The 23,952-nt window shown below is 52.5% G+C and carries 26 protein-coding genes; 21 read left to right on the forward strand and 5 right to left on the reverse strand.

What is annotated here, in order from left to right; genetic code table 11:
• Positions 1-58: 58 nt before the first annotated feature.
• Together EVJ24_RS06960 and EVJ24_RS06965 are read left to right on the forward strand one after the other, a co-directional pair.
• Positions 59-1,189, forward strand: a complete 1,131-nt coding sequence (locus tag EVJ24_RS06960; protein ID WP_131440499.1) for a mandelate racemase/muconate lactonizing enzyme family protein — start codon at positions 59-61, stop codon at positions 1,187-1,189.
• A complete protein-coding gene (locus tag EVJ24_RS06965; RefSeq protein WP_131440501.1) occupies positions 1,176-1,847 on the forward strand; it encodes a hypothetical protein in 672 nt (223 codons plus the stop codon). The genes EVJ24_RS06960 and EVJ24_RS06965 overlap by 14 nt, the downstream gene beginning before the upstream one ends.
• A 35-nt stretch (positions 1,848-1,882) precedes the next feature.
• Here the strand turns inward: EVJ24_RS06965 and EVJ24_RS06970 are convergent, their stop codons facing one another.
• Entirely contained in the window at positions 1,883-2,632 is a 750-nt protein-coding gene (locus tag EVJ24_RS06970) for a GDSL-type esterase/lipase family protein (RefSeq protein WP_131440503.1), read from the reverse strand.
• A gap of 117 nt (positions 2,633-2,749) precedes the next feature.
• Between EVJ24_RS06970 and EVJ24_RS06975 the strand changes: the two genes are divergently transcribed.
• The 7 genes from EVJ24_RS06975 to hfq all read left to right on the forward strand — a co-directional run bounded on the left by EVJ24_RS06975 (position 2,750) and on the right by hfq (position 9,507).
• Complete coding sequence (locus EVJ24_RS06975; protein WP_131440505.1) at positions 2,750-3,670, forward strand: ABC transporter ATP-binding protein; 921 nt, start codon at positions 2,750-2,752, stop codon at positions 3,668-3,670.
• Positions 3,663-4,661, forward strand: a complete 999-nt coding sequence (locus EVJ24_RS06980) for an ABC transporter permease (protein ID WP_131440507.1) — start codon at positions 3,663-3,665, stop codon at positions 4,659-4,661. Before EVJ24_RS06975 ends, EVJ24_RS06980 begins: the two co-directional genes overlap by 8 nt.
• A gap of 179 nt (positions 4,662-4,840) precedes the next feature.
• Positions 4,841-6,370, forward strand: coding sequence for a M4 family metallopeptidase (locus tag EVJ24_RS06985; RefSeq protein WP_131440509.1), 1,530 nt, complete (start codon positions 4,841-4,843; stop codon positions 6,368-6,370).
• Positions 6,371-6,500: 130 nt separating this feature from the next.
• Entirely contained in the window at positions 6,501-7,352 is an 852-nt protein-coding gene (locus EVJ24_RS06990) for a PPK2 family polyphosphate kinase (RefSeq protein ID WP_131440511.1), read from the forward strand.
• A gap of 112 nt (positions 7,353-7,464) precedes the next feature.
• On the forward strand, positions 7,465-8,058 hold the full coding sequence (locus tag EVJ24_RS06995) for an AmiS/UreI family transporter (protein WP_131440514.1): 594 nt from the start codon (positions 7,465-7,467) through the stop codon (positions 8,056-8,058).
• A gap of 237 nt (positions 8,059-8,295) precedes the next feature.
• Positions 8,296-9,246, forward strand: a complete 951-nt coding sequence (gene miaA / locus EVJ24_RS07000) for a tRNA (adenosine(37)-N6)-dimethylallyltransferase MiaA (protein ID WP_131440516.1) — start codon at positions 8,296-8,298, stop codon at positions 9,244-9,246.
• Positions 9,247-9,258: 12 nt separating this feature from the next.
• Positions 9,259-9,507, forward strand: coding sequence for an RNA chaperone Hfq (gene hfq / locus EVJ24_RS07005; protein WP_016509830.1), 249 nt, complete (start codon positions 9,259-9,261; stop codon positions 9,505-9,507).
• 41 nt (positions 9,508-9,548) lie between these two features.
• On the opposite strand, the gene EVJ24_RS07010 is transcribed toward hfq, so the two are convergent.
• Positions 9,549-10,061 carry a hypothetical protein gene (locus EVJ24_RS07010; protein ID WP_236637584.1) on the reverse strand — a complete coding sequence of 171 codons (513 nt, stop codon included), beginning with the start codon at positions 10,059-10,061 and terminating at the stop codon, positions 9,549-9,551.
• A gap of 157 nt (positions 10,062-10,218) precedes the next feature.
• Between EVJ24_RS07010 and EVJ24_RS07015 the strand changes: the two genes are divergently transcribed.
• From EVJ24_RS07015 to EVJ24_RS07040, 6 genes are all read left to right on the forward strand, one after another.
• On the forward strand, positions 10,219-11,400 hold the full coding sequence (locus tag EVJ24_RS07015) for a DNA-binding protein (RefSeq protein ID WP_236637586.1): 1,182 nt from the start codon (positions 10,219-10,221) through the stop codon (positions 11,398-11,400).
• 15 nt (positions 11,401-11,415) lie between these two features.
• Positions 11,416-12,351: a CobW family GTP-binding protein gene (locus tag EVJ24_RS07020; RefSeq protein WP_131440522.1), complete on the forward strand. Its 936-nt coding sequence runs from the start codon at positions 11,416-11,418 to the stop codon at positions 12,349-12,351.
• A complete protein-coding gene (locus EVJ24_RS07025; RefSeq protein ID WP_131440524.1) occupies positions 12,348-13,130 on the forward strand; it encodes a 5'-3' exonuclease in 783 nt (260 codons plus the stop codon). The genes EVJ24_RS07020 and EVJ24_RS07025 overlap by 4 nt, the downstream gene beginning before the upstream one ends.
• A complete protein-coding gene (locus EVJ24_RS07030; RefSeq protein ID WP_131440526.1) occupies positions 13,111-13,500 on the forward strand; it encodes a reverse transcriptase-like protein in 390 nt (129 codons plus the stop codon). The genes EVJ24_RS07025 and EVJ24_RS07030 overlap by 20 nt, the downstream gene beginning before the upstream one ends.
• A 111-nt stretch (positions 13,501-13,611) precedes the next feature.
• Complete coding sequence (gene fumC, locus EVJ24_RS07035; protein WP_131440527.1) at positions 13,612-15,012, forward strand: class II fumarate hydratase; 1,401 nt, start codon at positions 13,612-13,614, stop codon at positions 15,010-15,012.
• A 171-nt stretch (positions 15,013-15,183) separates the two neighbouring features.
• The gene (locus EVJ24_RS07040; RefSeq protein ID WP_131440528.1) at positions 15,184-16,674 is read left to right on the forward strand and encodes a GGDEF domain-containing protein; all 1,491 of its coding nucleotides are present in this window, start codon (positions 15,184-15,186) and stop codon (positions 16,672-16,674) included.
• Between the two features lie 14 nt (positions 16,675-16,688).
• Here EVJ24_RS07040 and EVJ24_RS07045 read toward each other — a convergent pair whose 3' ends face one another.
• Positions 16,689-17,174, reverse strand: coding sequence for a dihydrofolate reductase (locus tag EVJ24_RS07045; RefSeq protein ID WP_131440530.1), 486 nt, complete (start codon positions 17,172-17,174; stop codon positions 16,689-16,691).
• Positions 17,171-17,965, reverse strand: a complete 795-nt coding sequence (locus EVJ24_RS07050; RefSeq protein WP_131440532.1) for a thymidylate synthase — start codon at positions 17,963-17,965, stop codon at positions 17,171-17,173. Before EVJ24_RS07050 ends, EVJ24_RS07045 begins: the two co-directional genes overlap by 4 nt.
• Positions 17,966-18,138: 173 nt before the next feature.
• On the opposite strand from EVJ24_RS07050, the gene EVJ24_RS07055 reads away from it, so the two are divergent.
• The 3 genes from EVJ24_RS07055 to EVJ24_RS07065 all read left to right on the forward strand — a co-directional run bounded on the left by EVJ24_RS07055 (position 18,139) and on the right by EVJ24_RS07065 (position 20,620).
• Positions 18,139-18,663, forward strand: a complete 525-nt coding sequence (locus EVJ24_RS07055; RefSeq protein WP_131440534.1) for a type 1 glutamine amidotransferase domain-containing protein — start codon at positions 18,139-18,141, stop codon at positions 18,661-18,663.
• A 26-nt stretch (positions 18,664-18,689) separates the two neighbouring features.
• A complete protein-coding gene (locus tag EVJ24_RS07060; RefSeq protein ID WP_131440536.1) occupies positions 18,690-19,424 on the forward strand; it encodes a Bax inhibitor-1/YccA family protein in 735 nt (244 codons plus the stop codon).
• 80 nt (positions 19,425-19,504) lie between these two features.
• On the forward strand, positions 19,505-20,620 hold the full coding sequence (locus tag EVJ24_RS07065) for an NAD(P)/FAD-dependent oxidoreductase (RefSeq protein ID WP_131440538.1): 1,116 nt from the start codon (positions 19,505-19,507) through the stop codon (positions 20,618-20,620).
• A gap of 37 nt (positions 20,621-20,657) precedes the next feature.
• On the opposite strand, the gene EVJ24_RS07070 is transcribed toward EVJ24_RS07065, so the two are convergent.
• On the reverse strand, positions 20,658-21,233 hold the full coding sequence (locus EVJ24_RS07070) for a TetR/AcrR family transcriptional regulator (RefSeq protein WP_236637587.1): 576 nt from the start codon (positions 21,231-21,233) through the stop codon (positions 20,658-20,660).
• 111 nt (positions 21,234-21,344) lie between these two features.
• On the opposite strand from EVJ24_RS07070, the gene EVJ24_RS07075 reads away from it, so the two are divergent.
• The 3 genes from EVJ24_RS07075 to EVJ24_RS07085 all read left to right on the forward strand — a co-directional run bounded on the left by EVJ24_RS07075 (position 21,345) and on the right by EVJ24_RS07085 (position 23,892).
• Entirely contained in the window at positions 21,345-22,217 is an 873-nt protein-coding gene (locus EVJ24_RS07075; protein WP_236637588.1) for an ABC transporter ATP-binding protein, read from the forward strand.
• The gene (locus tag EVJ24_RS07080) at positions 22,218-23,015 is read left to right on the forward strand and encodes an ABC transporter permease subunit (RefSeq protein WP_131440544.1); all 798 of its coding nucleotides are present in this window, start codon (positions 22,218-22,220) and stop codon (positions 23,013-23,015) included.
• A gap of 64 nt (positions 23,016-23,079) precedes the next feature.
• Positions 23,080-23,892 carry an aldo/keto reductase gene (locus tag EVJ24_RS07085; protein ID WP_131440546.1) on the forward strand — a complete coding sequence of 271 codons (813 nt, stop codon included), beginning with the start codon at positions 23,080-23,082 and terminating at the stop codon, positions 23,890-23,892.
• Positions 23,893-23,952 lie beyond the last annotated feature (60 nt).

The raw sequence follows: 23,952 nt of genomic DNA on the forward strand, positions 1-23,952 counted from the left end.
AGCGACTATTTAACGACAATATATACAATGAACTTTTAAATGTAAAGGAGCTCTTATCATGAAACTAGAAAAAATAGAACTGTTTGCGATTGAACTACCGCTCAAAGTCCCGTTCATCGTCAGCTACCATCGCTATGACGTCATGCCGTCGGTAATCGTCAAGATGACGACCGAATGCGGTCTCGTCGGGTACGGTGAGGCGGTTGCCGACGAACACGTGACGGGCGAGTCGCTTGAGAGTACGATCAGTGTCATTCGCCGCTTGCTCGGTCCACTGTTGATCGGACGGAACCCGATGCATCTAGAACGGATTCACGACGAGATGGACCGGGCCATCCGCGACGTTCCAGCGGCCAAGGCAGCGCTCGACATCGCTTGTCATGACTTGATCGGGAAGAAGCTCGGACAACCCGTCTACGAGTTGCTCGGCGGACGCTATCACGACGCCTTCCCGGTCACACACGTCTTAAGTATCGGTGAGCCTGAAGCGATGGCGGCGGAAGCGTCGGAACAGGTCGCGGAAGGTTACACGGCCGTCAAAATGAAAGTCGGCGTGGATGTCGCCTCGGACGTCCGTCGTGTCGCGGCAGTAAGGCAAGCGGTCGGTCCTGACGTCCCAATCCGTGTTGATGTCAACCAAGGCTGGGTAAACGCGGCGAAGACGCTGCAGGCGATGCGTAAGCTCGAACCGTTCGATATCGATTGGGTCGAGCAACCGGTCAAAGCCGACGATTTTGAAGGAATGCTCGAAGTCAAAGGCAAAATATCGGTCCCGCTTATGATTGATGAAGGGGTACGCGGTGTCGCCGACATGCGCCGCTTGACGATGATGCAAGCGGCGCATAAAGTGAACGTGAAATTGATGAAGTGCGGCGGCATCTATCCGGCGAAAAAACTCGTCCATATGGCCGAGATGTCCGGTATCGAGTGTCAAATCGGCTCGATGGTAGAATCGTCGATCGCTTCGAGCGCGGGCTTCCACGTCGCGTTCTCGAGTAAAATCGTTCAATCGGTCGAACTGACCGGCCCGCTCCGGTTCGCAACGGACGTCGGTAATTTGACGTACGATTTACCGTTCATCCGCTTGAACGACCGGCCTGGTCTCGGTGTCGACGTCGATGAGGACGTGCTCCGTCGCCTGACGACCGATTACTACGAAGTCGGAGGCGCCGATCATGTGGCACGGTGAATGCAATGGACTTGAACTCGACGTTCGGCATCTTACCGATATGGACTTGACGGCCATCGAAGCGGTGCAACAAACCGTGATTGCTGATCTTGCCGAAGGTAGCCATTACCAAGCGCTCACGACAGACGAATTCATGAAGCTGTTGTCGGATCAGACGATCATCGGCGCGTTCCACAAAGATGCGTTGATTGCGTTTCGGGCGTTGCTCATCCCGCCGCTCGATGACGAACACTTAGGTCGTGACATCGGGCGGCGTGAGGATGAACTCGATCGCATCATCTACCAAGAGGTGACGAACGTCGATCCGTCTTATCGGGGCTACCGTTTGCAGCAACATTTAGGGAAGTTGTTGATGGAAGAATTGAGCCAAGATGAACGGTTTGACCTCGTCTGTGCGACCGTCGCTCCGTTCAACATCCCGAGCTTGAAGGACAAGTTCGTCCTCGGCTTACGGATTGGTGCCCTAAAACAAAAGTATGGCGGTAAACTTCGTTATATCTTTATGAAAGAATTGCATACGGGTTGGCGACCGTTAGGTGAGACGACGTGGCTTGAAATGAGTGATACGGACGGGCAAGTCGAATTATTGAAGACAGGTTGGTACGGAACGGCGATGAAACGAGTCGATGAGACGTGGCTCGTTCAATATGAACGATGAAAATGGCCTGATCGATGTGATCAGGCCAAACGTGTTCAGTCGAGGATGAATAAAATGTCTTCGGCTAACTTTCCATACGTCCGATCGCTCGGGTGGAACTGGTCGCTTGCGAGGTCTCGGGTGACGTCGCTCACGTACGCGAACGGATCGATCACGTCGATACGATACGTATTTCCAAGATTAGCCGCCGCAGCGTTCCAGTCGAGAATCAGCTGGTTGAACGCCTGTCCATTCTCATTCTCAGGGAACGGATTATAAAGCGCGATGTAGACGATTTGAGCCGAGTCGTTCAGACCACGGATTTGTGCAAAGATGTCATTTAAGTTCGCTTTAGCGTCGGTGACGACTTGTTCGATATCGACGGATTCGAAGTTGTCGACGTTCTCGCCGCGGTTGAATAAGTCGTTGCCGCCAATCGTCAGCGTGATGTAACGGGCGTTTTCGATTGTCCGTTGCACTTCCGGCTGTGCGAGTTGAGCGAGCAGATCCTCGGTGCGTGCCCCCGATATGGCCAAGTTTTGTGTGCGGATATCTTGTTCTTCGAGAGCTGCGCTGACCGGTTGAACGTAACCGGCGCCTGACGTCGAACCGACGCCGCGTGTGATTGAGTCACCGAGAGCGACGAAAATTTCGCCGTCTGGTTCAGGTCTCGTATCTTCGCTGATTGAGAGCGTACGCTCTGGCGGGTTGACGATGTCTTGATACCCGATCCAAAGACCAAACAAGGCCGTTGCCGTCAACAAGACAGAGCCGATTAAAAACGCATACCATTTCCCATTTTTCATGTGATGACCTCGCTTTCTATGAGACCATCATATCAAATATATTCGAACCTGCCCTATGTGAATGTTCGAATAGGACAGAAGCGGACGAGTCCGCTAGAATAGAGTTGAGGTGAGACGATGCAACCAACATTGAAAATAGACCATTTGACAAAAGTAATCGGGAAAAAAACCATTATCGACGATATCTCGTTCGATGTGTTTCCTGGGGAAGTGTTCGGATTTTTAGGACCGAACGGTGCTGGTAAGACGACGACGATCCGGATGATCGTCGGCTTGATCAAACCGACGAAAGGGTCCGTCTCGATTTGCGGTTTTGGCGTCGAGCGCCAGTTCGTCCAAGCGATGAACCAGATCGGGGCGATTGTCGAGAATCCCGAGCTGTATAAGTTTTTGAGCGGCCGCGAGAACTTGAACGTGTTCGCGCGCATGTTACCGGGTGTCACGGAGGCCCGGATTCAAGAAGTGATCGACCTCGTCGATTTGACGGCCCGGATTGATGACAAAGTGAAGACGTACTCGCTCGGGATGCGCCAGCGGCTTGGGATTGCGCAAGCGATGCTCAACAACCCGCGTGTCTTGATTTTAGATGAACCGACGAACGGGCTCGATCCGATGGGGATTCGTGATTTGCGATTGTTTATCCGTCGCCTCGTCGAAGAAACCGGACTCAGTGTGCTTGTTTCAAGCCACATCTTGGCGGAAATCGAGTTGCTCGCTGACCGTGTCGCCATCATGTCGCGCGGCAAGATTGTGAAAGTCGGTACCGTTCAAGAGCTGATCAATGAATTGGCGTCGACGGTCGACGTTCACGTGGCGGACAGTTTTGAGGTGTTGCCGATTGTTCGTGGTTTTGAATCGATCGAGCAGGCGGACGTCGTCGACGAACGGACGATCCGTGTCTCGATGAACTTAGAAGACACGGCCCGATTAAATCGTTATTTGCTTGATCGAGATGTTGAGGTCTTTGGTCTCGAACGACGTGTTCAGACGCTCGAAGAACTGTTTATCACATTGACCGGGGGTGACCATATTGTCTAATCCATCTTTACTCGGCCTGATTCGTAACGAAGTGTTGAAGATCCATAATAAACGACGGCTATTGGTCGTCTCGGTCATCCTCGTCGTACTCGTCTCGATGTTCACGTACGCCAACTATCGTCAAATCGAGAAACAGCGTGAAGAGCAAGGGACGATCGACTGGCGTGTCGACCTGCAGCAAGAAATCGTCGATACGCAAAACCGGCTCGCCTCGGCGAACGTCCAAGACGAGTTCCGGCAAATCCTCGAGTTCCAAGTGCAACAAAATCAATACTACTTAGATAACGACATCAACCCGAGTTACCCTGGGGCGCCGACGTTCATGCGTGTCTTCTTCTCCCAAGGGACGACGCTCGTCCTGCCGCTGTTCATCATCGTTCTGATGGCAGACATCGTCAGCGGCGAGCATAACGACGGGACGATCAAGACGCTGTTGTCACGTCCGGTCCGGCGCTTCAAGATTTTGTTGGCGAAATGGATGACGACGCTGTTGTACACATCGATCCTCATCTTCATCACGGCGTTCGTCAGTTATGCCATTTCCGGGCTCGTGCTCGGATGGGACGGTTGGACCGCACCAATCTTGACCGGATTCCAGGCCTCAGCGACCGGGACGTTCTCGACCGACTTCGTCCATACGCTGCCGATGTGGCAATACTTGCTCATGTCGGTCGGTCTATCGTGGTTCGTCGTGGCGGCCGTCGGTACGATCGCACTCATGATTTCGGTCCTCGTCAAAAATACGGCGACCGGGATCGGGATCATGATGGCCATCCTCATTTCGGGACCGCTTCTCACGTCGCTCGGGTCGAACTGGGACAGCTCGAAATACTTGGTGAACGTCAACTTCGGTCTTCATACCTATCTCGAGGGACAAGCTCCGCCGATCGATGGGATGACGCTACCGTTCTCGCTCATCGTCATTTTTGCTTGGTCGCTTGCGGCTTTAGCGTACGCGTTCTATCACTTCACTCAAAAAGATGTCTATTAAATGAGAAAGTGTCACCATCCCGGTGGCGCTTTTTTTATACGGTTGAAAGCACTAAACAGGAAGACTGAATAGGTTAAATGTCTCAATAGTTAGAATTGTCAAAATAATTAAAAAGTTGGATTCCTTAACTGTGGGAAACTATGTAAAGTAAGAGACACCACATAAGGAGGGAAACACATATGAAAAAAGTTTTATCGACATCACTGATTGCAGGCGTCTTACTCGTTCCACAATTCGCCGGGGCGGCAGAACTGAAGACAGGCAAGTTGACAAAACCATCGACTGAGGCGCCGGCGACGATCGTCAAAGAGTTCGCCAAAGCGAAAGGAGAATTCAAGACGATCGAATCGAAGCGCGACAAAGTCGGACAAGTCGTCAAACTGCAACAAACGGTGGACGGTGTTCCTGTATTCGGCGGTATCGTCGTCGGAGTGGTCGACGAGGCCGGGCAATTGAAGACGGTCGTCGATGACACGAAACAACTGAAAGGACTACATAAATCGATCAAACTGAACGAACGAAAAGCGATCGCCCGCTATAAAGAACTTGTCGGTCATACAGGCGCCTACGAGCTCGAGCCGGCAGCGGAACTCGTCATCTACCCGAACAAAGGTGAAGCGGCTTATGCCTATGAGGTGACCGGGACGATACTTGATGCTGAGGAACCATCACGTTGGACGTACTTCATCGATGCGACGAGCGGCGAGGTGTTGAACAAATACAACCAGTTGGCCCACGCCAAACCGACGAACGGCATTACCGGAACGACGTTTACCGGGACGGGGATCGACGTGCTCGGGCAAAGTCAGACGTTCAAGACGACGAAGAGCGGGTCATACTACTATTTACAAGACTCGACGCGCGGTAAAGGCATCTACACGTACGATGCCGGAAACCGGACACGTCTTCCCGGATCACTTTGGGCCGATGTCGATAACGTGTTGAACACGACATATGACCGGGCCGCGGTCAGTGCGCACGTGAATGCGACGAAAACGTACGATTTCTTCAAAAACACTTACGGCCGCAATAGTTACGACAACAACGGGGCGGCCCTCAACTCGACGGTCCATTACAGCCGCAGTTACAACAACGCGTTCTGGGACGGCAGCAAGATGGTTTACGGGGACGGGGATGGACAGACGTTCACGTACCTCTCGGGTGCGCTCGATGTCGTCGCCCATGAGTTGTCACACGCCGTCACCGAGTACACGGCCGGCTTGATCTACCAGAACGAATCGGGTGCGATCAACGAAGCGGTGTCTGATATCTTTGGTACGGTCGCCGAATACAGTGTCGGATCGAACTTTGACTGGTTGGTCGGGGAGGATATCTACACGCCAGGCGTTGCGGGGGACGCTCTACGTTCGATGTCGAACCCGGCCGCTTACGGTGACCCGGATCACTATTCGGTGCGTTATACAGGAACGCAAGACAATGGCGGTGTCCATATCAACTCAGGAATCGTCAACAAAGCGGCCTACTTGTTAGGGAACGGCGGATCGCATTACGGTGTCTCGGTCCAAGGTGTCGGCGTCATGGAGATGGGGGACATCTACTACCGCGCCCTCACGGTCTACTTGACACCGACTTCGAACTTCTCGAGTCTTCGCCAAGCGGTCGTCCAATCGGCTAAAGACCTTTACGGTTCGACGAGCACACAAGCCGTCGCTGCCGCGAAATCGTTTGACGCGGTCGGCATCTATTAATCGGAATCAATTAAGTAGACAGACATCTCTTCCCGCGCGGAAGAGATGTTTTTAGTTTAGTAGGTGATAGACTCGCAAAAGAGGGTAAATAGGGTTGTAGTTTAAACTGAACTGATTCAGAGGAGGATTTATGGATATTCACCAATTTCGCATCGACCATAAAAATGGAATTCGCTTGAGCGACTTCCAAACGAGCATGCAAGACCGGCCGTCTGATGAGACGTTGACTGAAAAATTGATTCCAAAGAGTGTCGACAGGTTAAAAGAGTTACATTGGAAGCTATATGCCGAGGCTAAAAAGGGTGTCGTCGTCGTCTTGCAGGCGCTAGATGCCGGAGGGAAAGATGAAGCGATCAGCTATATCTTCTCAAACTTGAATGCCCAAGGGTTGAAGACGAACGCCTTCCAAAAGCCGTCGGACACCGAAAAGAAACATGACTACTTATGGCGGATGCACGATTTGATGCCGGAGCGGGGTCAAGTCGGTATTTTGAACCGATCGTATTACGAAGAAGTCATCGCCCCCCGCGTCCACGATCTACTAGGCGACGAGGTGATCCCAGATGAAGCGAACGTATGGGCCGTGCGCTACCGTCAGATTAACGATTATGAGCAGTATCTTAAGGAGAACGGCTTTGAGGTCATCAAATTTTTCTTTAACGTCTCAAAAGAAGTGCAACGCGATCGTCTGCTCGAACGGCTGAAAGACCCGAAGAAGAATTGGGAGTTTTCATTCAGTGACGTCGAGGAGCGGAGACATTGGGACAATTACCAGTCCATCTTCGAAGACATGTTGTCGAATACGTCGACAAGTCAGGCACCATGGTATATTCTTCCGGCCGACGATGACTGGTACGCGCGTTACATCGTCTCGAGCGTTATGATCGACGTGCTCGAGAACATCAAACCGCAGTTCCCGACGTTCACAGAAGATGAGCAGGAAAAGATTGACGAGGCGATTAAAGAGTTAGAAAGTGAATGATTGAGCGTCGTGTGCTGAAACGATTGATTTCCCTATTGCGTTGAAAGCGAATCCAATGTACAGTGGACGTATCGAATCAGACGTCAGACATCTATACAAAGGAGCAATCATTGTGGGGAATATTAGTTTGTTGTTCGGCGGCGTGGCACTGTTCATTAACAGCCTCGTCCTGTTTGGGAAAGTCGATATGAAAAGTGCCGGGGTGTTCAGCCTGTTCACCGGCATGTTCCAGGCGTTCATCGCGACATGGCTCGTCATCGGGGCGAGCCCGTCAGAACTGTTTGGATACGCAGGTATTTACTTGTTCGCATTCACGTATTTGTACGTCGGTGTGACGTTCATCTTTAACTTGGACGGACGCGGTGTCGGCTGGTTCTCACTGTTCGTCGCGATTTCGGCACTATTTTACGCTGTCGTCGGGTTCGCGAATGGTGACAGCATGGGCGCGGTGACGTGGTTGTTCTGGTCGTTCCTTTGGGGATTATTCTTCTATGGGATGGCGTTGGAACGAGCGATCGACGGCGTGACAGCACGCGTCGCCTTCGTCCTCGCTTGGTTGACGTTGATCGTACCCGCATTGCTCGGCTTGGCCAATTTGATGACGCCACTCTATGACGTCATTTGGTGGGCGGCGAGCGGTACGGCTGTCCTCTACTTCGCCTTCGCGATGTCGCGGTTCAAACGCCAAGTCGAGACGGCAAACTAAAAACGCTCATCCTGAGCGTTTTTAGTTTGCGTGTTAAATTGTGTCTAAAGTGTGAAAAGTGGGAAAGGAGTAGGTAAAGGAGGCGGTCACAGATGAGTGATGGCTTGATTTTACTGCTCGGTTTATTAATCTGCGGTTGGATGCTGTTTGCGGTCGTGTTTGATGATACAATTAAAAGAAGAATTTGACGGGCCGTTTCCTTTTTAGGAACGGTCTTTCGTTTGAGGAGTGACAGAAATGAAAAAGACACCAGTCATCGTGATTGTCGGGCCGACGGCAGTCGGGAAGACGAAGACGGGCATCGAGCTCGCCAAGGCGTTCGACGGAGAAATCGTATCAGGCGACTCGGTCCAAGTGTACCGCGGAATGGATATCGGTTCCGCCAAAGTGACGGTCGAAGAGGCGGGAGGCGTACCGCATCACTTGATCGACATTTGTGACCCGGATGAGGCGATGAGCGTCGCCAAATTTCAACGTCTCGCCCGCGCGGCGATCGACGATATCTACTCGCGCGGGAAGGTGCCGATTGTAGTCGGTGGGACGGGCCTGTATATTCGGGCGATTTTATACGATTACGAGTTCACGGAGCGACCGGTCGATACGGAACTGCGTGCAGCGCTAGAAGCCGAAGCGGAAGCGCATGGCGCCGAGGCGTTGCACGACCGCTTGCGTGGCCTCGACCCGAGGCGCGCCGACATCATTCATCCAAATAATGTCCGCCGTGTCATCCGTGCCCTCGAAGTCGCGCTCTCAGGTGACGAGCAGGCAATGGATAGTGCCCCATCTGAGCACTATGATTATAAGTTGTTCGTCCTGCACGCCGATCGCGACGTCTTATATGAGCGGATCAATCATCGCGTCGATTTGATGATCGAAGCGGGTCTCATCGAAGAAGTCGAGCGCTTATTGAGTGCCGGGTACCGCGAAACACAGGCGCTACGGGCCATCGGCTATAAAGAAGTCGTGCCGTACTTAGACGGGAATATGACGCGAGAGCGGATGACCGAGACGTTGAAACAACATACACGCCAGTTTGCAAAACGGCAATTAACATGGTTCCGTCATCAATTTGATGGGATTTGGGTAGATATGGGAAAGAAATCATTTGAACTATCGTATAAAAATATCTATGATGAGGTTGAGGAGTTTTTTCGAAAATTCCGATTATTTGAACGAGACATAGACTAGGGGGAATGCAACATGAAGGCAAGCTATAACATCCAAGATCATTTTCTGAACCAATTGCGCAAAGAGATGGTTCCGACGACCGTGTTTTTAGTCAGTGGCTTCCAAATTCGCGGAGTCATCAAATCATTTGACAACTTCACAGTGATCGTCGAGTCGGAAGGGCGCCAACAGTTGATTTATAAACATGCGATTTCGACGTTCTCGCCAGCACGGAACGTCACGTTGTTCGAACCGGAAGCGGTCGAGATGACGGAAGGTTAATTGAAGCATAAGGAAAGAGCGGCCCGGGGACCGCTCTTTTCTTATGCCGTTTTTATGTTGCGGTCATCACGGAGCGCCTCGAGGACGCGATGGATGGCGCAGCCACCGAGCAACGAGTCGAGTTGCTCGCACATTTGGGCGGGACTCGACCGATACAAGTGCGTATACGTCCGTTTCCACGAGCGGTCGGCCGACTGGATGCGGACGAGCAGGTCGGCGTGGCCGAGCTCTTTCAGCTTATCGATATTCATCCGGTTCGTCCGGGCGAAGGCAGATAAGACGACCGCTTTCGCGAGCGGTGTTTGTACCGGATATCCTGAAACGATTAAAGCGGCCATCGCCCCTTTCATCTCATGCGCGACGACCGAGTCGATGAGGTCGTCATGCGTATATGGATTTCCGGCGTGACCGGCGACTGCCTGTTCAAGCTCATTGTCTGATACGGGACAGACCGCCCCTTCAAGGATACCGTCAATCGTTGGATGGACATCTGCATAACGTGCCGCTTCCCCTGTCGCGATCAACCGTTCATACGTGTCTAGTAGTGAAATCATCATCGTTCCCCCTTTTTGTAACTACTTATATCGTAACAATATAAGTAAGCGCTTTCAATATATTCTTCGCAAGTTTCTGACCAGTAACGAAAGTATGTTCGCCTCGAACGATAAAACACGATACAATGGGCAAAGAGAAGAAAAAGGGGGTCATACCATGAATTATTATCAACAGATCGACGCGGTCGCAGGTGGTGGTACGTTCGACCGGGCCCGGTTTCAAGTTCCGAAAGTCGAGAAGTCGACGCTTCGGCTAACGGATTTGTCGGATGGGACACCGATCCAGACGAATGCACTCGTCAGTTCGATCGAGGTGCGGGAAGGGAAGTCTGGCGCCAAATGGTTGCAACTCAATTTGACGACGTCTGGCGGGCTGATCCGGGCCAAACACTGGCTACGGGGCAACGAAGACCAACTGCTACCGATTTACGAATCGGGCGTGATCGCCTTAGAAGGAAAGATTGACGTCTATCCGAAGCCGGACGGCGCTAAATCGATCACGATTGATCGTGTCCAACCGATGTCCCGGGACGAGGCGGTGTCGCTCTTACCTGGACTTCCAGGCGACGAGACGTTCGATCAATTCGCCGAAGAGCTGTTCGCGATTTTGTCGACGCTGTCTCCGGACTATGAGGCGATTGCGCTGGCGCTCCTCGACCAATATTGGGATGATTTCGTATTGGCGCCGGCTGCGCTCTATCATCACCACAACTACGTCGGTGGACTGTTAAAACATACAGTCTGCATGCTGCGACTCGGCTACCGCATTCAAGAGCAAGACGATTGTTTGGCGACTGCGTTCCGGATCATCAAAGAAGCCGAGCAGTTGCACAAAGTAGACGTATGGAATACGATGAACGGTGTTAAAGTAGAGCAGGCGTTCCGTGGTACGTTTGAGTCGCTCTATACGGCGTGTGAGGCGATGGCAGAACTGAAAGAACCGCTCCGCTGGGATGAACTCGCGCTCGGTATCTTGTTCCATGATATCGGCAAATTGTTCGAATACAGTCATCTGTTGTCGTCACCGAGACGGTTCGAGCAGCTGTTTTACGTTACCGGCACGAGTGAGACGACAGGGATCGCCATCAATCCGATGGGGAGTCTGGTCGGACACATGCCGTACGGAGGGCTGTTGTTCGAGAAGAGTCAACAAGCCGCCGGCATCACGTTGCCGCTTGACGTCCACCACCGGATTTGGCATATGATCTTGTCCCACCACGGAAAACGGGAATGGGGTTCTAGCGTCCTGCCGGCCACGACCGAAGGGTGGCTGCTCCATTTGATCGACTTGTTGGACGCTCGCTACGAGAAGTGGGCACGGGTCCACGAAAATTTATAAAGTGAGGTGCAAGGCATGATTCCCGTGCAATTAGTGACCGGCTTTTTAGGCGCCGGAAAAACGACGTATATGAACCGTCTTTTAGAAGCGACGGACGAACGATTGCTCTTGATCGTCAACGAGCTCGGCTCGGTCAACATTGACGAACAATTGATCGTCAACATGGATCAAGAACAAATCGAACTGTCGAACGGTTGTATTTGTTGTTCGATCCAAAATGATTTGAGCAAGACGTTTTATCAACTCGCCTCACGAGGCGAGTCGTTCGACCGCATCGTCATCGAGACGACCGGTGTTGCCGACCCGGCCCCGATCATCCAGACGATTTATTACGACGATTACTTACGCTCGCGCTTTAAACTGACGGCGATTTTGACCGTCGTCGATGCGAGCCAGATGGACCGCGAACTGTTCATCGAAGGTATCCATCAAATCGCCTATGCCGATGTGATTTTGCTCAACAAAGTCGATCTCGTCAGCGAGGCCGAGCTCGGGCGGGCCCACGGCCGGATTCGTGAATTGAACCCGACCGTTCGTGTCATCGAGACCGAGCAGACGGTCGGAGCGTATGATTTACTCGAGAACACGTTCCAGCTCTCCCGCATCGATGAACGTCTGCTCGGCGAACTGACGGCCGGACATACGTCCGTCTCGACGCTGCGGGCCATCACGATCACGACTGACGTGCCGCTAAACCGTGAGCGGGTCACACGTTACGTCAGAGAAGTGCTCATGCACTATGAACAAGACGTCTATCGTCTCAAAGCGATCGTCCGCCTTGAAGGCGAGTCTTCAAAATTTGTCGTCCAGGCGACGAACCAGTTGATGGGCGCGACGTTCGCCAATGAACCGAGCGACGATACCCGGTCTGTTTTTGTCTGGATTGGCAAAGAACTTGACCGGGAAGCGCTTGAACGCGGGATGAAAGCTTGTGAGGTGAATGAACGATGAGATTGATGCTAGTAGACGGATTTAACTTATTATCACGTTATTATTTTGCGACCGAACGACGCCGAGCGCTCGACCCCGAAGTGACGTTGAAAGGTTTGCTCCGTAAAGTCGACGGCTGGACGAACGAGTTTACCCACATCGCTTTCTTTTGGGACGGACCGATTGAAACGACGCATCGATTCGCCTTGTTCCCTGACTATAAGGCGACCCGGACCGGTCTACCGGAGCCGTTGTTTCATGATTATGTCAAACTGCGGGCCGCGCTCACGGAACGCGGCATCTTTCAGTCTGAGCTGGCCGGGTACGAGGCGGACGATTTGATGGGGGCCGTCGCGACGGCGTTTCCCGGAGAATCGTACATGTATTCGTCCGACCGGGACTTGCATCAACTGTTATCCCCGAACGTGTTTCAAATCGTCCCTAAAAAAGGTGAGGAACTGTTGATGAACCGGGAATTGTTCGAAGCGACGTACGGGGTGAGACCGTTACAGTTCGTCGATGTGAAGGCGCTCCAAGGCGATGCGTCGGACAACATTCCGGGCGTTAAAGGGATCGGCCCGAAGACGGCGACGATCCTCGTGCAGTCATACGATACTGTCGAGCAGTTATACGAACTGTTGCGAACGGAACAGTTGCTTGAAGCACACCAAAAGTATGTGAAAAAATTGGACGGTCACGAAGAAGTCGCGTTGCTGTCGAAGCGTCTGTCACAAATCGATATCGACGCTCCGATCGAGACCGACTGGGAGGCGTACCGCTTTGGTTCACGTTTATTTTGACGCGGCCACGAATCAGCAGACCGGGGAGAACGGGCTCGGTGTCTGGCTAAAGGCATCCGATGGGACGGTCGTTACGTTCACAGAGAAGCGGACCGGGCTATCGAGCGTTCAAGCCGAGCTCGCGGCACTCGTCTTCGCGCTCAAACAAGCAGAAGCGCTCGAAGGGGAGTCGACGTTCCTCTTTTATTCAGACGCCGAGACAATCGTACGTGCGCTCGAGCAACGCTTTATGAAAGACAAATCGGTCAAACCGCTATTTCTCGAGGCGTTGATCGCCTACGACGAACTGCCGGTCACGTTCATCAAGTGGATCCCACGGGCAGACAACCGGGCTGACTCGGTCGCAAAGGCAGCGCTGCTTGGCAGATGAAGAAGTCGAGACACGTCTCGACTTTTTTTCGATTCTCATAGGCGCACGTTTCTTTTTTGCAAAAATTTCGCTAAAATGAAAGCGTAGTCAAAAAAAGAGGGGGAATTTTTCATGGATTATCGGATCGAACGGGACACGATGGGGGAAATCAACGTCCCAGCTTCAGCAAAATGGGGAGCACAAACACAACGAAGCTTAGAGAACTTTAAAATCGGGACGGAGAAAATGCCGCTCGAAGTCGTTCATGCGTTCGCGATTCTGAAAAAAGGCGCGGCCTTGGCCAACGCTGAATTAGGAGTCCTCGAGCAAGGCAAGGCGGACATCATCGCCGAGGTCGCAGATGAGATTGTGGCGGGTGATCATGACGCCGAGTTCCCACTCGTCGTATGGCAGACAGGATCAGGCACACAATCCAATATGAACGTCAACGAAGTGATCGCCCACTTGGCGAACGACAAGTTAAAAGCACGCGGGCAGACGCTGACGATTCATCCGAACGATGACGTCAACAAATCACAAAGTTCAAACGACACATATCCGACTGCGATGCATATCGCCGCTATCCTCGCCGTCGAGGACAAAGTCATTCCGGCCATCGAAGCGCTCCACGCGACGCTCGAGAAGAAAGCTGAAACGTATATGGACGTTGTGAAGATCGGGCGCACCCACTTGCAGGACGCGACGCCGGTCACGCTCGGGCAAGAGATCAGCGGCTGGGTCCGCATGCTTGAACTATCAAAACAGATGATTGAACGGACGCTTGAACCGTTAACAGAACTCGCACTCGGAGGGACAGCGGTCGGGACAGGTATCAACGCGCACCCGGATTTCGGTGAAGTTGTCGCTGCCAAAATTTCGACTGAGACCGGTAAACATTTCGTGACAGCCGTGAACAAGTTCCACGCACTGACGAGTCACGATCAACTTGTCTTCACGCACGGGGCGTTGAAGGCGCTCGCAATGGACGCGATGAAGATCGCCAACGACGTGCGCTGGCTCGCCTCTGGTCCCCGTGCCGGAATTGGTGAGATCACGATTCCTGAAAATGAACCGGGTAGCTCAATCATGCCTGGAAAAGTGAACCCGACGCAAAGTGAGGCGTTGACGATGGTCGCGGCCCAAGTGCTCGGCAACGATACGACGATCGGGTTCGGTGCGAGCCAAGGGAACTTCGAATTGAACGTCTTTAAGCCGGTCATTATGTACAATTTCTTGCAGACATGCCGTTTATTGACAGACAGCCTTCATTCGTTCGACGTTCACTGTGCCGTCGGGATCGAGCCGGATTTAGATGTGATTGCCCATAACGTTGAACGCTCCCTTATGCTCGTCACGGCGTTGAATCCGCACATCGGCTACGAAAATGCTGCGAAGATTGCCAAGCATGCCCATAAAAAAGGCATCTCATTGAAAGAGTCAGCGCTTGAGACGGGTCTATTGACCGAAGAGCAGTTCGACCAGTGGATTCGTCCGGAAGAGATGACATCACCTAATTTAAAAGTTGGAAAATAACAGGAAGAGCGGTCGTTGAACCGCTTTTTTTTTTGAATTTATAGGACGTTTGAACTAGATTAATGTCAAACAATAGGAATTAAATGAGGAAATAGTTGTATTTTCGCGAGTGAAGTCGCATAATCAGAGACAGAAGCGAATATCGGGGAGAGCGAAACTGGGGGGTCGGGCATGGAGCAACATCAACTCACAGATCAAGTACATAGAATCTTGGTGAAAATCACGGAAGCTAGACAGATTCAAAAAACCGAAATCGAATTTTTATTGGATTGGATGAAAACGGAAGTCAAAAATCGTCGACTCATGCATCTGCTTGAGATTTTTAGCCGGGTCGAATCTGACGTGCGTGAGCTGCCGCCAGTCTTGACGCAGTCAGAAGCGATTGCGTTGATTGCGCCGGTCAAACGTTATATTCATACGGTTTTGGGAATCGAACAAGAAGATGAAGACTTAGTATTGATTTTATCGGGTAGTTTCTCTACGTTTAGTCGCTACAAACCGAGAGTTGAAAAGTTAGGGGCGAGGCCGGTGTTTCTGCAGACGATCGCAGAAGCGGTCGAGTACGATTATGAAGACGTCCCGAAAGCGATCGTCATGGATGTCGAACTGTGGCCACACTTCCCAGAGCGAGACATTCAGTCGTTCGTCAGCAAAATGAAGAAACTCTATGTGCCGCTCATCGTCATCGGGACGAATGAGCATTATCGCTTGGCCGCTTACTCATACGGCTTTGATGATTACTGGGAATCGTGGATCCCGATGGAAGAACGGCTTGTCCGGCTCGGCTTACATATTGAAAAGGCACGGCTCGTCTCGAACGCGCTTCTCATCGATGAATTGACGGGCGCTTTTAACCGTAAATACTTAAAAGCGACGTTCAGCCGGTTCGTCTCCCGCTTAGAACGTTCCGGAGAGAGCTTCACGCTCGCACTTTTAGACATCGATCACTTTAAGCAGTTAAATGACACGTTTGGCCATACGTATGGCGACGAAGTGTTGCATCGCATCGCCGAAGAGATCCGTCTAGCCATCCGGTCGAGCGATGAGTTGATTCGGTACGGCGGCGAAGAGTTTTTGGTCATCCTTAACGTTTCCGATCGGACCATCGTCGATGCGGTACTTGAACGTGTCAGGACGCGGATTGAGCAGATGGAATTTCCTTATGAGCACCATGTCACCGTGTCGATCGGTTATACGCGTGTCTGCCAGACCGGGATGACGCTAGGGGAATGGTGTGCCTATGCCGACGAGGCCTTATATAAAGCGAAGCGTGACGGACGTAACCGCATCATCCGGTACTCGTCAGCGGTTCGTGAAGAGAAGCGTCTCGCTTATGTGACAATGAGTCCACAGCAATACGCTTCACTCGCCGAACAGCTACCGAAACAACATCGGCGCTATGAGGTCGTCTATCGACCGTACGACTTATACGTCTGTAACGACAACGTTGAGATGTTCATCTTAGACGAGTCGGGATCGACCGCGACGAAAGGGACGCTATCGGCCGTGAAAGAACAACGCGGCAAGTATAGCCATATCCTCGCCGTCACGAAGCGAACGGCGACCGAGCTCGGGACACTGTATGATGATTTGACTGAGCAAAACCATAATGATGTTATCACGAAAAAAATTGAGCAATGGCTTGAAAAATTACCAGATTGAAAAAGACATCGATCTCATTCGATGTCTTTTTTGTCGTATTGGCGGAACGTAAAACTATAATCATGCCGCTCATCTTTCGGATGGAACTGTTCGTTCGTGACGATGAGATTTTGCGGCGTGAGCGGGTAATACGTGTCCGCTTCGAACGTCCCGTCGACTTCGGTAATATAGAAGCGTTCGGTGACTGGCATCGTCTGTTCATAAAGCGTCGCCCCGCCAATGACCAAGAAGTCTTCAGTGTCGCGCGCGGTGAGGATGCGATCGAGGTCGTGCCAGACTTCGACGTCGGGTGCTGAAAATTCACGGTTCGACGTGACGACGATGTTTCGCCGGTTCGGGAGCGCCCGGCCGATCGATTCAAACGTCTTTCGACCCATGACGACCGTCTGACCCGTGGTGACAGCTTTGAAGTATTTCAAGTCGTCAGGCAGGCGCCAGAGCAAAGCGTTATCTTTCCCGATTTCACGATTCGAGCCGCAAGCGACGACATGGATGATCATACGCTGACAGCTCCTTTAATGTGCGGGTGCGGGTCGTAACCGACAAGTTCGAAGTCCTCGAACCGGAAGTCCTCGATCGATGATACGTCACGCAAGATGTTCAGTTGCGGAAGCGGGCGCGTGTCACGCGTCAGCTGCAGCTTCACTTGATCGAGATGGTTATGATAGATGTGCGCGTCGCCGAGCGTATGAACGAAATCGCCGACTTCAAGGCCGGTCACGTGGGCGACCATGTGCGTCAACAAGGCGTATGAGGCGATATTGAACGGCACACCGAGGAACGTGTCGGCGCTGCGTTGATACAACTGGCATGATAGTTTGCCGTCGGCGACGTAAAACTGGAACAGCAGATGGCACGGCGGGAGCGCCATGTCATCGAGTTGACCAGGGTTCCAAGCAGACACGACGAGTCGACGAGAGTCGGGATTCGTCTTGATCTGTTCGATCACTTGGGCGAGTTGATCGACACTCGAGCCGTCTGGTTTCGGGAACGAGCGCCATTGGGACCCGTACACAGGGCCGAGGTTGCCGTCCTCATCCGCCCATTCGTTCCAAATGCGGACGCCGTTGTCTTGCAGGTAACGGACGTTCGTGTCGCCGGAGATGAACCAAAGCAGCTCGTGGATGATCGAGCGGGTATGTAATTTCTTTGTCGTGATGAGTGGGAATCCGTCCTGCAGGTTGAAGCGCATCTGATAGCCGAACACGCTCGTCGTGCCGGTACCGGTCCGGTCTTCTTTGACGACGCCGTGGTCGAGAATATGGTTACATAAGTCGTGGTATTGTTTCATGGTAGGTGTGCCCCCTTTTCAATCATTCATTTCTAACGTTATCACATCTACCACAAGATGTAGATGATTTCTTGACTGTAAAATCGATATACAGCTACGAGACAGTGATTATTCGTTTTCGGGATGTCCGATTTCGGGTATACTAGGGAAAGACAATTAAAGGGAGGGATTCGATGAAGTTACAAGGTATGAATATTTTGCAGATCGTCAGTGACGACTTTGAAGATTTAGAACTATGGTATCCGGTCCACCGGTTACGTGAAGAGGGAGCGAACGTCATCCTCGCCGGCGAGAAAGCGGATCACGCTTATATTGGAAAGTACGGCGTTCCGGCCAAGTCGGACGTCGCGTTCGACGACGTCGACATCTCGTCATATGATGCGTTGCTCGTCCCGGGTGGCTGGTCTCCTGACTTGTTACGCCGTTTCGATTCGGTAAAAGGGTTCGTCCGCTACATGGACGAACAAAAACGGCCGATCGGTCAAATCTGTCACGCTGGCTGGGTATTGATTTCAGCTAATATCCTTCATGGCGTCAACGTGACGAGTACGCCAGGTATTAAAGACGACATGGAAAACGCGGGTGCGATTTGGCACGATGAGCCGGTCGTCGTCGATGGCCATATCGTCTCGAGCCGCCGTCCGCCTGATTTGCCTGACTATATGCGAGAATTCATCAAAGTCATGGCTAAAAACTGAAAAAAGAATAAAGGAGATTTCCCCAGTTGAACTTAAAATCTAACCCAATTCTCCGTAAATCGATGGAGTCGACTGCTTACAGCACGGAGCCGATGACGAAAGCCGGCACGTGGTCAAAAGTGTTCACGTTGCTCTTACTCGTCACGGCCGCGGCCGGGACGACATGGCTACTCGTGCCGACGATTGGGGAAGCGCTGTTGTTCCCACTTATGATCGGTTCGCTCATTCTCGGCTTGATCATGGCGCTCATCATCACGTTCAAACCAAACACGGCGCCTGTCGTAGCACCACTTTACGGCATCGTCGAAGGCGTGTTCGTCGGTTCGATTTCGTATTTCTTTGAAGCGATGGCACCAGGTATCGTCGGTCGCGCCGTCTTGACGACGTTTATCGTCGCGTTCGCGATGTGGTTCGTCTATTCGACCGGTCTCGTCAAAGTGACGCAAAAGTTCCGGGCCGGTGTCACGGCCGCGATTTTCACAGTCATGCTGTTGTATCTCGTCCAAATCGGTATGAGTTTCTTCGGTTCCGGACTGCCGTTCATGACGGGGTCGTCACCGCTCGCGATCGGCGTCCAGTTCGTCATCGTCATCATCGCCTCACTCGCGCTCGTCCTCGACTTCGACTATATCGCACGTCAAGTCGAAGCCGGGGCACCAAAGCAGTTGGAATGGGTGGCGGCGTTCGGATTGATTGTGACGCTCATCTGGCTCTATATCGAATTGCTCGACTTATTGTACCGCCTCGCGATGCGAGACTGATCATCGGCCTTGGGCCGATGATTTTTTTAGGAAGACAGGAAAGGATGTGACCGCCCTCGCGATTAAAGAGGGCGAAACTTATGAAAAAAATTATTATCATCGGTTCGGGCATCGTCGGCATCTCGGCTGCCTATCATTTGGCCGGGAAAGCCGATGTCACCGTCATCGATCGAAAAGAAGTGGGCCGGGCGACCGACGCGGCCGCAGGCATTGTCTGTCCGTGGATCGCCCAACGCCGCAATAAAGCCTGGTACGCGCTCGCAAAAGGCGGTGCCCGCTATTATAGAGACGTCGTCGCCGAGTTAATGAATGAGGGTGAGCGTGATACCGGCTATAAACGCGTCGGGACGCTCGCGTTGCATGAAGACAAGAAGTTGAACGAGATGCTCGAGCGGACGACGCTGCGCCGGGAAGAGGCACCAGAGATCGGTGAGTTGACAAGACTGTCGGCTGAAGAGGCGAAAGTTCTTTTCCCACCGCTGTCAGATGAATACGATGCGCTCCTCGTCGCAGGCGGGGCCCGCGTCGACGGCGAGAAGTTGCGCGCGGCACTAGAACGAGTCGCCGTCAAACGTGGCGTGAAACTTATCGACGGCTCTGCCGTTCTCGTCGAAGAAAACGGCTATCACGTCGAATGTGACGGTGTCCGCTATGAGGCCGATGAGATCGTGCTCGCCTGTGGGGCATGGTTGCCTGAGTTGATGGAGCCAATCGGTTATACGGCACGCGTCTCGGGGGAGAAAGCGCAAATCGTCCACGTCCAGTTGCCAAACGTCGATGCGTCAGATTGGCCGGTCGTCATGCCGCCGCGACGCCGGTATTTGCTCGGCTTCGAAGGGGGGCGGGTCGTCATCGGTTCGACGCATGAGCGGGGTAAGGCGTTCGATGCACGCCGGACGGCGGTCGGTGTCCATGAAGTGCTCGCAAAAGGCCTTGAGTCGGCACCTGGGTTAGCCGAAGCCGAATTGATCGAGACACGTGTCGGCTTCCGTCCGGTCACACCGAACTCGATCCCGGTTCTCGGTCGTGTGCCGGGGGCGGAGAAATTACTCGTCGCCAACGGTCTCGGTTCATCGGGCTTGACGGTCGGCCCGTTTATCGGCAAAGTGCTTGCTGACTTGGTGCTGACGGGAGACTGCGAACTTGATCTGTCGCTTTATCCGATAGAAGACCATGTCTACCGACAACTGCAGTGAACGAAACAGGCGACAATCCGCGGATTGTCGCCTGTTTTTAATCACTTCGTCGCATGATCCCGTGCAAGAAAAAATGAAAATACTCCTGCATCGTCTCGGTCATTTCGTGCGAAGTGAAATCTGGATCTGATAAAACTGCCTGTTGCATCAAGCGAACGTAACGAAGGTAAGCATCGGTCGATACGTCTGGATCGATCGCCCCGGTCGTCTTGCCGTACTCGATCAAGCTTCGGAACGCGGCATACCCTCGGGCCGCGAGTTGTTGCCACGACGGGTCGGCCGTGACGATTGATAACACCGCGTCATCGAACAATGCCGCCGATTCAATTTTCCGTCTTAATATCTCAATCAGTAACTCCTCGAACGGGATGTGTTCCCCGATGCGCTCATCGATCCAGCCCATCTCATCTTCGGTCAGACGAGTGAGCACTTGAAGGACGACTTGTTCCTTCGAACCGAAGTAATTGTAAATTGAGACAGGAGAGACTGAGGCAGAGCGGGCAAGTTCACTGATTGTGAAACGTGACTGCTTCTCGCTCATCAGCGACTTGGCGGCGTCAAGTATGGCCCGTTGTTTCGTCTCCGTCCGTTTCGTAAAACCGTCCACCTTCATCCCTCTTCTCCATTGTTTTGTAATCAATATACCATTTCCATTTCAAAAAATAACGTGATATACTAGTTTTGTAATCATATCATGTTTATATTTCAAAAAGGAGAGGGCGAAATGATCCAAATTGAGAAGTTGACGAAACGGTTTGACCAGACGCACGGCATTTTCGACGTCTCGTTCCGTGTCGAGCCCGGCACCGTTTTCGGCTTTATCGGTCCGAACGGTGCCGGGAAGTCGACGACGATTCGTCATTTGATGGGACTGCTCCACGCCGACTCGGGGAAAGCGACCGTGATGGGGCATGATTGCTGGAAGGAGACCGAGACGGTGAAGGCGCTCGTCGGCTATTTGCCAGGTGAGATCAACTACCCGCAAGACATGACCGGGGAAGAAGTCATTCGTCTGACGAGACGCCTTCACGTGACGAGTGCGGAGCGGGAGCGTCAATTGCTCGACGTGTTCGCTTTCGATACGGGTTTGAAAGTCCGGAAGATGTCGAAAGGGATGAAGCAAAAACTCGCCATCGTCACGTGTTTCATGAAAGACGTTCCTGTATATGTCCTCGACGAGCCGACGAGCGGGCTCGACCCGCTCATGCAAGAGCGTCTCGTCGACTGGGTGCTCGCTGAAAAAGCGGCCGGGAAAGCGATTTTGATGAGCTCGCACCACTTCCCGGAGATGGAGAAGACGTGTGACCGGGCCGCCCTCATCCGCGACGGCCGGATGATCATCGAAGAAGAGATGGCGGAGCTGAAACGGCGAAGCAAAAAGACGTATCGCATCGGCATGAAAGACGAGGCGGCGGCGATCAAATTGAGCGAACAGATCGGGACACGTGACCAGACATTCGTCACGGTGTCGCTATCGACGTCAGAAGAGTTGAACGGCTTGATTGAGCTGCTCGCCCGTCACGACATCGCGTCTTTGACGAGCGGCACCGACGAACTCGAGCACATGTTCATGCAATATTACGGGGAGGCGACTTAAATGGTACTCGTATCGTCACTGTTCAAGCAAAATCGGGGTTGGATATTAGGTTACGCGCTCGGGACGAGTGTGTACTTGTTTTTCTTGGCGGCCATCTTCCCATCGATTCAAGAGACCGGCCTGATCGAAGGGAAGCTCGATTCACTACCGCCAGAGCTGCTCGACGTGTTCAAGATCGACCCGAATCTCGCGATGGACAACGTCATCAACCTGCTCGCCGGGAACTATTATGGGCTCATCTTCTACGTGCTCGCCATCTTGTTCGCGTTGACGTTCGCGTCAAGGCTCATGGCCAAACCGGTCGACTCGGGCGAGGTCATGCTCTACATGGCGGCCCCAATCTCAAGAAGCGGCTACGTGACGGCGAGTATCGCCTTGCTAGTCATCGCGACCGTCTTGTTCGTCGGATTGAACGGGCTCAGCCTCATGCTCGCGAACGTGTTGTTCGACTTAAACATCGATAGCGGTCTGTTGTGGACGTTGCAACTCAACGCCGGTCTCATCTTGCTCGTCCTCGGGTCGCTCGCTTACGTGCTCGCGAGCCTGTTCGATGACAGCACCCGGTCGTACATGGTCACAGGCGGCATCTTTTCAATCTTCTTGATTGCCAACATCTTCTCAGGCTTCAGCGATCAATTCGACTGGTTGCGAAACCTGTCGATCTTCTCTCTATTTGACGCAAACGCATTGATTCAAGGAGATTCGGTTTGGTTGTCGTTGTTTTGGCTGACAGCGCTGAACGTGTTGATCATCGTCTCCTGCTATGGCTGGTTCACACGGAAAGACTTGACGATTTAGTTTTTCGGAATAAGATGTCGGGTATGTTACAATCAGCTCGACAGATTAGAAAGGGGAATGATTTATGCAACTCGCAACGTTACGAAACGGCGTTCAAATCCCGATGATCGGATTTGGCGTCTGGCAAGTAGACAATGAGACCGAGGCGCCACAAGCTGTCGCCGAGGCGTTGAAAGTCGGGTACCGTCACATCGATACGGCGGCCGTCTATAAAAACGAAGAAGGCGTCGCCAAAGGGATTATGACTTCAGGCGTCAACCGCGCCGACATCTTTTTGACGTCGAAGATTTGGAACGAGGATATCCGTCAAGGACGGACGAAGGATGCGTTCGACGAGTCGCTCGCTCGCCTCGAGACCGACTATTTGGACTTGTGCCTGCTTCACTGGCCGGTCGACGGTTTCGTCGCCGCTTGGAAAGATCTTGTCGACTTGTATGAGGCTGGAAAAATCAAAGCGATCGGCGTCTCGAACTTCAAAGAGCATCATCTTGAAGCGTTGAAAGAAGCGGGTCTGATGACGCCACTCATCAACCAAGTCGAACTTCATCCGCAACTCCCGCAACCGGATCTCGTCGAGTACTGCCAAGATGAAGGCATTCAAATCGAGGCGTGGAGCCCGCTCATGCAAGGAAAATTCCTCGATGTCCCGGTGTTTGCTGAAATCGCTGACAAGTATGGGAAGACACCGGCTCAAGTCGTCCTCCGTTGGCACTTAGAGACAGGGAACGTCGCCTTGCCGAAATCGGTCACACCACACCGGATCGAAGAAAACTTCAACGTCTTCGACTTCACACTCGATGCTGAGGATATGGCGAAAATCGATGCGGTCGCGACACATGAACGCATCGGTCCAGACCCTGACACGATTGAATTTTAAACCGATTGAGACTCATTATTTGAGTCTCTTTTTCATTTCGCTTGTGTATGAGCAGAGACA

This window comes from Exiguobacterium sp. SH1S21 (genome assembly GCF_004337175.1).
GTDB lineage: Bacteria > Bacillota > Bacilli > Exiguobacteriales > Exiguobacteriaceae > Exiguobacterium > Exiguobacterium aurantiacum_A.